The organism is Streptomyces sp. NPDC015171, from assembly GCF_043079545.1.
In the GTDB taxonomy this organism is placed as follows: Bacteria; Actinomycetota; Actinomycetes; order Streptomycetales; family Streptomycetaceae; genus Streptomyces.
The window spans coordinates 85,023-96,744 of record NZ_JBIBUO010000005.1; the positions used below are offsets into that span (position 1 = coordinate 85,023).

Sequence of the window (11,722 nt, forward strand, 5' to 3'; positions counted from 1 at the left end):
TCGCCGTTGATTTCGGACGTGGATGTCAGGACGGAAGCTCGCCGGCGTCTGAGAGATCCTTTGCGTCAACTCCTCGATCACCTACGGAGACGACACGCTGAACGTCCTCGTATTGCAGCGCCCGCAATCGAGCCAGACGTCACGTGCGCGGAGCTTCCCGCCAGAGACGCATGCATGTGGGGGAGTCCTTGATCACCCCAACCTCGGCGCCGAACGATCTCCCATCGGTGTGAGCGAACGTGAACTCAAAGCGCTTGTCTGCAGCGTTGGTCTCTGCCCGTTGTACGGAGAGAGCGTCCTCAGTGACCCCATAGTGCTCAGCGACACGAGCCTTCGCCTGAGCTAGAGCCACGTCCTCAGAGATGGACTTGCCCCAGGGGGCACCCCGGGATCGGTCGCGAAACTTGCCGTAGGTGTAGCGGATCGCTGCCGCGATGCCTGCGGCCTCTATGCCACCGAGTCCACCAGCGCTCATCTCCAACAGGAACTGAGAGAGCGATGACGAAGCGCCCCAGTTCAAGATGCCTTGCCGCGCGCTAATGTTACTCATGAGCGGGTAACGCGCTCCGGGGCGCCAAGTCAGGTCCTGCAGCTCTTTGACGACCTCGTCAGACTTCATTTCAAGGCTCTCGACGTCCAAGATCCAGACCTCACTGGGCTCGGCATCGAGTTGGTGCAAAAGTTTCACTGTGAAATGCGCCGGGCCCACGTGCACTGCTGCTCCCGTTCGGACTGTGAATGTCGTGAGCACCGTAGTTGCCCAGGGGATCAGAAGGGGCGCATTTGCGAGAGAGCGCCCACAGCACCCTGCCGACCACTCACCCCTACTCCCATCCCATCCGTTGATGTCTGCTGGTCTGGACCTCAGTCCACGACAGTCAGCCACGATGGCGAGTACGTCGACCGAGCAGGCGCGCGTGTGTGTCCTGCTGCAACCCCGCCAGCCTCGGCCACGATATTGGGGGCATGCCGTCGACCACAGTCAATCTGGTGCATAAGTGGAAGAAGGCAAGAAACACCCCATCTTGCCTGACCGCCACCCCTGGGGGAAACGCGTGACCCCAGGACGCTGTGACCTGGGGTTCCGCGTATAGCGGCTCCGGCTCGGCTGTCACTGTCGGTCGTCCTCGGTCGCCCTCGGTCGGCCTCGGGCGCCCTCGCACGGCCCAGAGACGGCCCAGCGGGGCCAGGAGAAATGAGTCGCCCTCGTTGTCAGTGGGTGGCGCTATGGTGCGTCCGCCATCGAGGTCAACGCTTTGGGGAGGGCTGCTTTGGGAGCCAAGACGGGACTGCTGGTGTACGCCGACGGCGACGTGCCAGGGGCGCTGCGGCGAGCGGGGGCAGCGGACCTTGATCGGACCGTCACGATGATGCGACGGCTCTACCCAGGCTGGCAGATCGAGGAGTGCGAGGGCTCGACTCTCTGGCACGGCGTGTACCCACCGGAGGGGACGACGTACGCGGCCAGCTGGCCTGGCGTGGACTTCATCGGTGATCAGAGGGTGATGATCGATGCCCCCTCCCAGCTTCCCGAACACCTCGTGGCGGCAAGCGCCGGCCGACGGCTCGTCCTGCACGCCATGCACAGCGTCGTCGACTGGCTGGCATTCGCCCTGTGGGAGGACGGACGACTCGTCCGTTCCCTGAGCCTGTCTCCGGACAGCGGCATCATCGAGAACATCGGCGAACCGCTCCCCTTTGAGCTGCCCTACTGGGCCGGAGACTGCCCAGCCGACGTCATCCCCTGGCCGGACGAGGACGAAGAGACCTACCCGCTGCCGTTCCACCCCTTGGAACTGGGCGAAGACGCACTACGAGCGCTGTGCGGATTCACCCAGGAGGGCCGCCCCGAGCCGCACGACGTCGACGCAGACAACATCCGACTGCACGGCTTCCAGGTGCGGGACCCGCACGGCCCTGACCCCGCGGAGCAGGAAGCGCAGCTGCGAAGGGCCGTGGAAGCCATGGGACCGCCACGCGTGTACACGTTCGGCCCCGACGGCTCGCTGATCGAGCGCGACGGCCTTTAGCTCACGACCTCTTCGTCCCGAAGGGACTTGCGCGGGTGGCCGACCATGGGGCGGTAGGCCTCTCACCTGCTGCGAGCGTCCACAGCCGTCCGCGCTCGTCCGCCGCTGTGCGTCGGCGTTGTCACGCAGTTAGACACTCACCCGCGAACCAGACCCGGCGCTTAGAAGAAGCGGGCGCACCTTGCTGGGGTGGACTGTCGGCACCATGCCAGTGTTGCGCTGGGTTGCTGAGTGCCGTTGCCGTCCGCCGTCGTTGCCGTCAGCGCTGCCGTCACCGCCGTCGGCGGCGTCGCCGAGTTCGGTCCGAGGCGTCTCCATGGCTGTCTGACCAAGTGGACATAATCCGTCGAGGAACGCGCCCGACGGCTGCTGTCCACTGTCGTTGATGTCAGACGTCGATGCCAGCGAACCCCGCTACCAACCTCCGCCGAACAGCGGCTGCAAGGTGGACGCCACGCCTGACGTCACGGCGAGGATGCCACCAAGGCTCGCCAGTGTGGTGGTCGCGTTCTGGAACAGCTCTTGCCGTAGCCGTGCCCATCGGGCGGTCCAGAAGATCATCTTGAGCTTCTGCCACTTGTGCTGGCGAAGATGGCAGCCCATGAGGACGCCGTGGCTGTTGTGGCGGCATGCGCCACCACGTCCCGCGGCTCCGCACCAGACGGGCACGTTGAAGAAGAAGTAGAAGGCGCTGACCCCGGACAGGACCACGAGCACGACCGGTCCGAAGTCGAAGGTCAATCAGCCCGCGACCAGCACCGCAAAGACAACCCAACCCCAGTACTCAGTAGGGCTCGGCGCGTTTCGATGCGGCCGTCTTGCAGCCATTCCCACGCCTTGTCCGAGGCGTCCGTGTCCAGGGCCGGTGAGATCGTGCGGAGTGCCACCGCTACCCAACGGTCGGCCTGGGCAGCGGAGTAGGCGTCGAACGATGCCAGCAGTGCCGGCTGCCGCCCGCCGGGCAGATCTTCGGTCCAGCACTCGCACCAGTAGCCCCGGCGAACCGTCCGCTCGGGCACGGGTGGCCGTACAGCCGACGCGGTCCTCCCCGTCGCCGGGATTCCTAGGGCGCGAGTCACCGGGCTGCCGCCTCTCCGGCCCGGCAGGCCGGGCACTCGCACGACGGGAAGGCGGAGGTGAGCGGTGGCGGCCCCTCGACGGGTGCCACGGTCACCGTGCCGCGCTCCTGTGTGACGGTGCCATGCTGGTTCACCCGGTACACCCTGATCGTCATCTTGGCGGCTGGCCGGTGGTCCGGGGGCGGGCATGCGGCGTTCGTCATGTCGACGCTCCTTGGCAGCGTGGGCCGGTCGGGGCCCTTCGCTCGGCCGCCGGGGGCGCACTCGCCTCGTCGACTTCGTACCGTCGCGGGCGGGATGTGAGTAAACAGTGACAACCTGCGGAGGGCGCGACGCTCACAGTTCTGTGAGCGTGATGAGTGCGTCTACAGGCCGATCCAGGCCGCCATGTGGTTGAGCGTCTCCGGGGTGCGGCGGGACTGGTGCACCAGACCGGTGATCGTCTCGCGGGCCGCGGGATGGTAGCGGGTCTGTTCGGGCGCCAGACGGCGGGCTTCCGTGAGTGACTTCAGGGCGGCCTCGGTGTGCCCGGTCTCCATCTCGGCGCGTGCTCGGTCGATCAGGAAGTGGGCGCGACGGGAAGTGGGCAACTGCGAGGGCAGAGTGATGTTCCGGGCCTGCTTCAGAGCGTCGTCGTACAGGCACATCTCGACGGCGGCGGACATCTTGTGCAGGACGACGTTGGCCGGGCCGAAGCTGAGCCAGTGCACGTCGGAGGCGTCGCCGGTGCGCTGTGCGATCTGCCGGGCCTCGTTGATGTGCTGTTCGACCGCCGACTGCTGCTCGGCGCGGTCGGCGATCACGGAGCCGCCGAGGTGCAGCTGTCCGGCGACCGTGAGCGCTGCTCTTGAATCAGGTTCCTGCGCGATCACCTTGTGCCCGGTTGCAAGGAGGCGTTGTCCGATCCGGTACTCGCCCTCGCGGAAGTAGACCAGGGCCCGCATGTACTGCCGTACGGCCGCCAGGCAGGCATCGGAAGCGCGCTGTGCCGCCCAGTCCATGCGGTCCAGGGCTACTGCGGACAGGTCGTAATAACCGAGCTTCACGCTGATGTCGTGTGCGGTGCGGTATGCGGATGCGAGTGCCTGCCACAGTTCGGTGGACGGTGTCGACCATGCCGTGTGGGTCAGCTCGGTGATGAGTCCTGGGAGGTCACGGGCCGCGTTGCGCAGGCGGGTCGCCCGTACTTCGGCGCAGAGGCGGTCCGCCCCGGCGATGAGCTGCTGGGCCGGCCGGGTGGTCAGGGCGGGGTCGGGGCCGAGGTCGTACAGGTCGAGGGATTCACGGATCGGCCGGACCAGTTCTGCCAGGCGGTCGCGTTGCAGTTCGGTCACGTACGGCTGCCCGGTCAGGGCCGTGACGTCGATGCTGAGGGCTCTGGCGCAGGCGGCGACGAAGGCGGATGTGGCCGGGCGCGCGCCGCATTCGACCTGGTTGAGGTAGCTGTAGGAGTAGGGGAGCCGCTCGGCCAGCTGCCGCTGGGTCAGCCTCGACAGTTTGCGTTGCCCCTTGATGCGTGCGCCCGTGTGGTCGTCGTCCCGTGTGGGCATGGCGGTCTCCGTTCTGAGCACCCGCCGGGAACATACCCGGAGGGCCGTACGGGTACGTGGATTCCGCCCCTACTCGCCTGTGGGATCCGGTGGTTGGGTGCGGTTGCGTGTGGTCGGATAGGCCCATGACCACAGCGCGCCCCGTCCTCTACCTGTTCGGCTGCGCCGCCCCACCGGTGTTCGACATGGCGAGGGTCGTCGCGGACGCACAGGACCGCGGGTTCGACGTGTGCCTCGGTCTGAGCCCGACCGCGGCTCGCTGGCTGGACCCGCAGCGTGCGGAGCTGGAGCGGCTCACGGGGCACCCCGTGCGCAGCGCGTACAAGCTGCCGGGGGAGCCGGACGTGTGGCCGAAGGCGGACGTCATCGCGGTGGCGCCCGCGACCTTCAACACGGTCAACGCGTGGGCTCTCGGCATCACCCGTGACTTCGTGGTCGGCGTCGTCGCCGAAGGCATCGGCAAGGGCATTCCCCTGGTGGCCATGCCCTGCGTGAACGCCGCCTATGTGCGGCACCGGCAGTTCGAGCGGAGCGTGGCCGAACTGCGGGAGATGGGTGTGCGGGTGCTGTACGGCGACGGTGGCTTCGTCCCGCACCAGCCGGGCCTGGGCGGGGCGGAGGGGTACCCGTGGCATCTGGTTCTCGCCGCGGTCGAGGAGATCGTCGCGGTGCGTTAGCCGGGATCGTTGCCGGACTGCGGCCCGTACGGCGGCGGCCCTTGCGGCGGTGCGGGGTCTGAGGGCCCGCCGTCGGCCCAGTCCACGAAGAAGCCCTGTCAGCGGAGAACTCGCAGGCAGGGGGCTCACGCGAAGGCGCTTACGCGGTTGTCGGTGGCCGTTGTCTGTCGTTGCTCGTCAACCTCGGAGGTTCCAGACAGGTCCCGGCCCCGGTCTGCGCGTCAGCCTCCGGCAGAAGCCCTGACGGCGGCCGTCACACCGTAACGGTGTGACGGCCGCGTCACGCCCGAACCCTTGGGCAGGCACAGGTGTGACGCTCCCGGACAGAGGCCCGTCACACCCCCCTCACCGGGGCCGTGACGGTTACCCCCTGTCCCCTGCCACTGGATCTTGACCGTTTGCCATCGGACTTCGACGGACGCGAGTTTGTGGCTGCTCGATTTGCGGGGACCGGGGGGTCAGGAAGGCTTGACCGTCGAGACCGGGGTGACGGTCACCTTGTTGTCGCACTCGGCCCACACCCCGTCGTTCAGGGCGACCTGGTGCTTCCCGGAGTGCGGCAGCCCGATGACCATCGTCGGAAACGTCACCGGGTCCTTGCCCGACACGCAGTAGCCGTCGGCCTCCCCCTGGACCTGCACGAAGGTCAGCTTCAGCCACGCCTTGCCGTGCGGCCGGACCGTCACGGTGGCCGCCTTGCCGGTGGGCGTGACCTTGAGCGGGGTGCTGTGGGCGGGGGAGCCGTTGCCGGCACCCGCGACCGTCGGATGGCCCTTCAGGACGCACGTCTTCCGGGAGACGTTGGTGAACTGCACGACCGCCGCCCCGGTCCCGGTCCCGACGGGCCGGTGGACGGCCTGCCAGGCGCTGACCTGGAGGGCGGAGGCCGCGCAGGCGGGCGGCGGGGTGGAGGTGGTGGTCGCCGCCATGGCGGTGCCGGGCAGGATGCCGGTCACCGCCGCCGCGACGGCCGTGACCGCCGTCGTCGCCAGAGCCGCTCTGCGAATGCCGTTGGTGTGACGCATGCTGTCGTCCCCCTGAGTCGTCTCGTCCGCGGGTCTCGGTCGTCGGTTGTCGCCCCGCGGTACGCGTGGTCGTGGTCCGTGAGTGCAGACAGGGCGGGAGAGCGGCAGGGTTCCGTGCGGCGACCACTTGTGACGGAACGGTGACGACAGGCCGCACCCGTGCGGATGGCCGTCAGGGGAGACAGAAGTACCGACAGCTCGCCATCACTCGGCCTGAGGTTCCAGGCAGGTCCCAGGCAGGTCCCAGGCAGGTCCCAGGCAGGTCCCAGGCAGGTCCCAGGCAGTTCCAGGGCACGAAAATGCCTCCCGCCCGCGCCGTCTGCGCAGGTGGGAGGCATGATCACAATGCCTACTTCTTCTTGCCCTGGTTCTTGACCGCCTCGATCGCCGCCGCCGCGGCCTCCGGGTCGAGGTACTTGCCGCCGGGGGTGACCGGCTTGAAGTCGGCGTCCAGCTCGTAGTAGAGCGGGATGCCCGTCGGGATGTTCAGGCCGGCGATGTCGGCGTCCGAGATGCCGTCCAGGTGCTTGACCAGGGCGCGCAGGCTGTTGCCGTGGGCCGCGACCAGGACCGTGCGGCCGGTCAGCAGGTCGGGGACGATGTCGTCGTACCAGTACGGGAGCATGCGCACGACGACGTCCTTCAGGCACTCCGTGCGCGGACGCAGCTCCGGCGGGAGGGTCGCGTAGCGCGCGTCGTCGAACTGCGAGAACTCCGAGTCGTCGGCGAGCGGCGGCGGCGGGGTGTCGTACGAGCGGCGCCAGAGCATGAACTGCTCCTCGCCGAACTCGGCGAGCGTCGCCGCCTTGTCCTTGCCCTGGAGGGCGCCGTAGTGGCGCTCGTTCAGGCGCCAGCTGCGGTGGACCGGGATCCAGTGGCGGTCAGCGGCCTCCAGCGCGAGCTGCGCGGTGCGGATCGCGCGCTTCTGGAGGGACGTGTGGACCACGTCGGGGAGAAGGTCGGCGTCCTTCAGGAGCTCGCCACCGCGGACTGCCTCCTTCTCGCCCTTCTCGTTCAGGTTGACGTCCACCCAGCCGGTGAACAGGTTCTTCGCGTTCCACTCGCTCTCGCCGTGGCGGAGGAGGATCAGCTTGTACGGTGCGTCGGCCATGGTCCTGAGCCTACCTAAGGGATCTGGGGGCCGCGCCGCGCACGGGAACCGGCACGGACCTACCACTCCGGATCAAGAGGCGGACAGGAGCCGGCCCAGAGGCAGGTCTCCCGCGAGCCAAATTCCGGTTAACTCTTCTACAACCCTTCGCCACGCCCATCTGTCTGGTTATCGCCAGGAAAGTTGAGGCGTCGGGGAAGAGGGGTTCAGAACGTGACCGTGCGTTCCTTTGCGCGGCGGATGCGTCCGCGGGTCGAGCGGAAGGCCGCCGAGCGGGTCTGGCAGCTGCGCACCATGCGGCGGCGCCGCAAGGCGGCGGTCACGGATCCGGTGCTGCGCCCGGTGGCGGTGCGCGGCCAGCAGCTCTACGGCCGGGTCGTGGACCGGTTCAGCGCGGCCGAGGCGGCCGCCGCCAATCTCGACCTCGTCGTCGCCGCGCTGGAGCAGGAGGGCATCCCCTACTTCCTGGTGCCGGCCGCCCGCACCCGCCACACCGTGGGGGTGCACGCCGCCGACCGCGAGCGGTTCCTCGCCGCGCTGGAGGCCCGCAACGCGGGTACGGCCGTGTTCATCGGCCGCCCCCTGCCCGGCGGCCAGCTAAAGCACCTCGCCATGTTCCTGGACGGCGCCCTGCCCGCCGCGCTGCGCACGGCCACCGTGCTGCGCGTCGGCGAGAACCACCTCGGCCCCGCCGGCCAGCTGCTCGCCGGCCCGGAACTCGCCTGTGACGTGGAGTTCTGGGAGGACGGCGGGGAACTCCTCGCCTCCGCCGACGGCCCGCGGCGCCTCGCCAAGGTGCAGCCGCAGGCCTCGGCCGACATCTTCGCCGAGTCCCTCGTCACCCCCCGCAACAACGGGATCACGGACGTGCTGCCGGCGAGCGAGCAGCGGCCGGCCACCGTGCGGGTCGGCGACCGGGAGCTGCCGAGCTTCGTCCCGCTCACCCTGCCGACCGTGCACCAGGTGACCTTCCCCGTCGACATCGTCTACACCTGGGTGGACGGCGAGGAGCCGGCGATGCGGGCCAAGCGGGCCCGCCACCAGGACCGCGGCATCGCCGAGATCCTGGACAAGGAGACCAACGCCTCCCGCTACACCAGCCACGACGAGCTGAAGTACTCGCTGCGCTCGCTCGCGATGTACGCCGACTTCGTCCGGCACATCTACATCGTGACCGACGGCCAGAAGCCGCACTGGCTGGACGACAGCGTCCCGGGGATCACGGTCGTCGACCACCGCGACATCTTCCCGGAGGACGTGCTTCCCGTCTTCAACTCGCACGCGATCGAGACCCGGCTGCACCACATCCCGGGCCTGTCCGAGCACTACCTGTACTTCAACGACGACGTCTTCGTCGGCCGCCGGGTCACCGCGGAGCACTTCTTCTTCGGCAGCGGCCTGATGAAGATCCCGGTGTCCCCGCTCAAGATCGGCGTCGGCAAGCCGCACGCCGAGGAGACCGCGACCAACTCCGCCAGCAAGAACGTACGCCGGCTGCTGCTGGAGAAGTTCGGGCGGATGACGACGAACAACTTCATGCACACCCCGCTGCCGCAGCAGCGCGGGGCGCTGCGGGCGCTGGAGGAGCTGTTCCCGGAGGACATCCGGCGCACCACCGCGTCCCGCTTCCGCTCGCCCGAGGACATCGCCATGACCGCGCCGCTGCTGTACCAGTACGCGCTGATGACCGGCCGCGGCGTGCCCGGCAAGTTCAGCTTCCGGTACGTGAACATCAGCCGGCCGGACGCCGCGCGCCGCCTGGCCGACCTGCGCCGCAACCGCCGCTTCGACTTCTTCTGCCTCAACGACGTCGACGTGCCGCCGGAGGAGCGGGAGCAGGTGAGCGTCCGGATGCACGAGTTCCTGGAGGACTACTTCCCCTTCCCGAGCCCCTTCGAGAAGCCCGAGCCGTCCGCCGGTGCTTCCGGCCCCGCCGGTGCCGAGCGTCCCGCCGGCCCCTTCGACCTCTTCGGCTCCGCCGAGCTGCAGAGCTGACGGGCGGCGGAGCATGGCCATCGAGATCCGCCGCGTACGCCAGATCCGCCGCATCCGCCGCATCCGTCGCCTTCTGGCATCGCCGCCGCCGGGCCTGCGGGCCGCCCGGGACCTGCTGGTGCGGCTGGGGCTGTGGCTGGCGGCCCGGCTCTGGGCGCTGCGCGCGGCCCCGGCCCGCCGCCGGCTGCGTACCGCCGTGCCGGGGCTGCGCCGCGTGACCTGCGGGCCGGCGCGGTTGTACGGGCGCACGGTCACCGGATACACCGCGGCCGAGGCCGCCGCCGCCGACCTGGAGCAGGTGTGCGCCCTGCTGGAGGCGGCCGGGGTCCCGTACTTCCTGGTCCCCGCCGAAGAGGGGCCCGGGGTGCCGCGGCCGGTGGTCGGGGTGGAGGAGTCGAACCGTGGCGCGGTGCTCGCCCGGGCCCGGCGGCACTTCGCCCGCAGCGCCGGGTACGTCGGCGCGGTGGGCGCGGACGGATCCGTCAGCCGGGCTGTGCTGTGGGCCGACGGAAGGCTGCCGCGGGCACTGCGCCGGGCGCCGGTGCTGCGGACGGGCGAGCTGCGCCTCGGGCCCGGCGGGCAGGTGCTCGGCGGCCTGGAGACGGGCTGCGAGATCGAGTTCTGGCGCTACGGCCGTGAGCTGGGCGCGGACCCGGGGCATCTCACCGTGCCCGGCACCCGGCTGCAGGACGACTTCGGCCCCGCGCTGGTCGCCCCGCGCCGCAACGCCGTCGCCGAGGTGCTGCCGGCCACGGCGTGGCAGCCGGCGATGGTGGCGGCGGCCCGGCAGCCGGACGGCGTGCCGGACCACCGGCCGCAGGCGGTACCCGCCCGGCCGAGCCCGGGAAAGCAGCAGCCGCAGCAGCGACAGGTGCCGGGGGAGCAGCAGCCCCAGCAACAGGTGACGGGGGAGCAGCAGCCACAGGCAGTGCCTCAGCCGCAGGTGCCGGGGGAGCGGGCGCGGGCTGTGTGGCAGCCGCAGCCGCAGCCTCAGCCGCACGCGCCGGCAGAGCAGGCGCTGCCGGTGACCCGGCAGGAGCCGCGGGCCATGGCTCCGCAAGGGCCGCACCCGGTGACAGTGACCGGATCCCCGGTGCAGACGGGAACCAGCCCCCGGCCGGCGCCGCCCGCGCCGACGCCGCCCACCCCGCGCCGGCGTGCCGTGCCGACCTTCGCCGCGTTCGCCGAACCCGGTATCGACCAGGTCTGCTTCCCCGTCGACGTCGTGTACACCTGGGTCGACGGGGACGACCCGGCGATGGCCGTGAAGCGCCGTGCCCATCAGGCGCTCACCGACGACGTCATCGCGCCCCGGGAGACCGGTGCCTCCCGCTACACCAGCCATGACGAACTGAAGTACGCGCTGCGGTCGCTGGAGATGTACGCCGGGTTCGTCCGGCACGTCTACCTCGTGACCGACTCCCAGATCCCGGCCTGGCTCGACCCGGACACCGCGGGCCTGACCGTGGTCGACCACCGGGAGATCCTCCCGGCCGACGCGCTGCCCGTCTTCAACTCGCACGCGATCGAGAGCCGGCTGCACCACATACCGGGCCTGTCCGAGCACTACCTGTACTTCAACGACGACGTCTTCATCAACCGCCCGGTGCGCGCCGAGCACTTCTTCCACGGCAACGGCATCGCGCGCATCCCGCTGTCCCCGCTCAAGCTCGGGGCCGGCGCCCCGCACCCGCTGGAGCCGGCGCCGAACTCCGCCGGGAAGAACGCCCGCGAGGTGATCCGGCGCTTCCACGGCAGATACGCCACCCACAAGTCGCTGCACACCCCGCACCCCCAACTGCTGTCCGTCATGCGCGAGATGGAGGACCAGGGCATCGAGGAGCTGGAGCGGACGGCGTACTCGCGTTTCCGGTCCACCGCCGATGTCGCCCCGGCGTCCACGCTCCACCACCACTGGGCGATCGCGACGGGCCGGGGCGTGCCGGCCGACTACCGCTTCCGGTACGTGCAGCTGGGCACCCCGGACATGCGGCGGCGGCTGGCCCGGCTCGCGGCCGGCGAGGACGTGGACTTCTTCTGCCTCAACGACGTGGACACCGACCCGGCGGACCGGGCGGTGGCACAGCGGGCGATCCGCGCCTTCCTGGAGCGGAAGTACCCGTTCCAGAGCCGCTTCGAGCGGACCGCACGGGCCGCCGAGTGCCCGGCGGCACCGCGCCGGACGCCCCGGCGCCGCGCGCACCGCGGTCCGATTGACGCCTCCTGCTAATTGGGTGGCGGCGCGGAGATCACCG

General features: G+C 69.9%; 10 protein-coding genes and 1 pseudogene. 4 read left to right on the top strand and 7 right to left on the bottom strand.

Annotation, left to right across the window (positions count from 1 at the left end):
• Positions 1–139: 139 nt before the first annotated feature.
• On the bottom strand, positions 140–640 hold the full coding sequence (locus tag ACF073_RS15585) for a hypothetical protein (protein WP_392070168.1): 501 nt from the start codon (positions 638–640) through the stop codon (positions 140–142).
• A gap of 631 nt (positions 641–1,271) precedes the next feature.
• Here ACF073_RS15585 and ACF073_RS15590 point away from each other — a divergent pair.
• Complete coding sequence (locus ACF073_RS15590) at positions 1,272–2,030, top strand: DUF6928 family protein (protein ID WP_392070170.1); 759 nt, start codon at positions 1,272–1,274, stop codon at positions 2,028–2,030.
• Between the two features lie 414 nt (positions 2,031–2,444).
• Here the strand turns inward: ACF073_RS15590 and ACF073_RS15595 are convergent, their stop codons facing one another.
• The 4 genes and pseudogenes from ACF073_RS15595 to ACF073_RS15610 all read right to left on the bottom strand — a co-directional run bounded on the left by ACF073_RS15595 (position 2,445) and on the right by ACF073_RS15610 (position 4,659).
• Complete coding sequence (locus ACF073_RS15595) at positions 2,445–2,771, bottom strand: hypothetical protein (protein WP_361664886.1); 327 nt, start codon at positions 2,769–2,771, stop codon at positions 2,445–2,447.
• A gap of 44 nt (positions 2,772–2,815) precedes the next feature.
• Positions 2,816–3,049 (bottom strand): annotated as a pseudogene (locus ACF073_RS15600) (hypothetical protein); the annotation flags it as partial.
• Positions 3,050–3,105: 56 nt separating this feature from the next.
• Positions 3,106–3,312: a hypothetical protein gene (locus ACF073_RS15605; RefSeq protein ID WP_392070172.1), complete on the bottom strand. Its 207-nt coding sequence runs from the start codon at positions 3,310–3,312 to the stop codon at positions 3,106–3,108.
• Positions 3,313–3,474: 162 nt separating this feature from the next.
• Entirely contained in the window at positions 3,475–4,659 is a 1,185-nt protein-coding gene (locus ACF073_RS15610) for a helix-turn-helix domain-containing protein (RefSeq protein WP_392070174.1), read from the bottom strand.
• A 125-nt stretch (positions 4,660–4,784) separates the two neighbouring features.
• Between ACF073_RS15610 and ACF073_RS15615 the strand changes: the two genes are divergently transcribed.
• Positions 4,785–5,336 carry a flavoprotein gene (locus tag ACF073_RS15615; RefSeq protein ID WP_392070176.1) on the top strand — a complete coding sequence of 184 codons (552 nt, stop codon included), beginning with the start codon at positions 4,785–4,787 and terminating at the stop codon, positions 5,334–5,336.
• A 458-nt stretch (positions 5,337–5,794) separates the two neighbouring features.
• On the opposite strand, the gene ACF073_RS15620 is transcribed toward ACF073_RS15615, so the two are convergent.
• The gene (locus ACF073_RS15620) at positions 5,795–6,361 is read right to left on the bottom strand and encodes a DUF4232 domain-containing protein (protein WP_392070178.1); all 567 of its coding nucleotides are present in this window, start codon (positions 6,359–6,361) and stop codon (positions 5,795–5,797) included.
• A gap of 349 nt (positions 6,362–6,710) precedes the next feature.
• On the bottom strand, positions 6,711–7,472 hold the full coding sequence (locus ACF073_RS15625) for a phosphoglyceromutase (protein WP_392070179.1): 762 nt from the start codon (positions 7,470–7,472) through the stop codon (positions 6,711–6,713).
• A gap of 213 nt (positions 7,473–7,685) precedes the next feature.
• Here ACF073_RS15625 and ACF073_RS15630 point away from each other — a divergent pair, with 213 nt between their 5' ends.
• Both ACF073_RS15630 and ACF073_RS15635 read left to right on the top strand, forming a co-directional pair.
• A complete protein-coding gene (locus tag ACF073_RS15630) occupies positions 7,686–9,467 on the top strand; it encodes a stealth family protein (protein ID WP_392070181.1) in 1,782 nt (593 codons plus the stop codon).
• A 13-nt stretch (positions 9,468–9,480) separates the two neighbouring features.
• On the top strand, positions 9,481–11,697 hold the full coding sequence (locus ACF073_RS15635) for a stealth family protein (protein ID WP_392070182.1): 2,217 nt from the start codon (positions 9,481–9,483) through the stop codon (positions 11,695–11,697).
• The last annotated feature ends 25 nt before the right edge of the window (positions 11,698–11,722 follow it).

Bases quoted from the DNA above. Each gene is read 5' to 3' on its own strand.
- ACF073_RS15605 (WP_392070172.1), bottom strand. From the start codon at position 3,312: ATGACGAACGCCGCATGCCCGCCCCCGGACCACCGGCCAGCCGCCAAG.
- ACF073_RS15610 (WP_392070174.1), bottom strand. From the start codon at position 4,659: ATGCCCACACGGGACGACGACCACACGGGCGCACGCATCAAGGGGCAA.
- ACF073_RS15615 (WP_392070176.1), top strand. From the start codon at position 4,785: ATGACCACAGCGCGCCCCGTCCTCTACCTGTTCGGCTGCGCCGCCCCA.
- ACF073_RS15620 (WP_392070178.1), bottom strand. From the start codon at position 6,361: ATGCGTCACACCAACGGCATTCGCAGAGCGGCTCTGGCGACGACGGCG.
- ACF073_RS15625 (WP_392070179.1), bottom strand. From the start codon at position 7,472: ATGGCCGACGCACCGTACAAGCTGATCCTCCTCCGCCACGGCGAGAGC.
- ACF073_RS15635 (WP_392070182.1), top strand. From the start codon at position 9,481: ATGGCCATCGAGATCCGCCGCGTACGCCAGATCCGCCGCATCCGCCGC.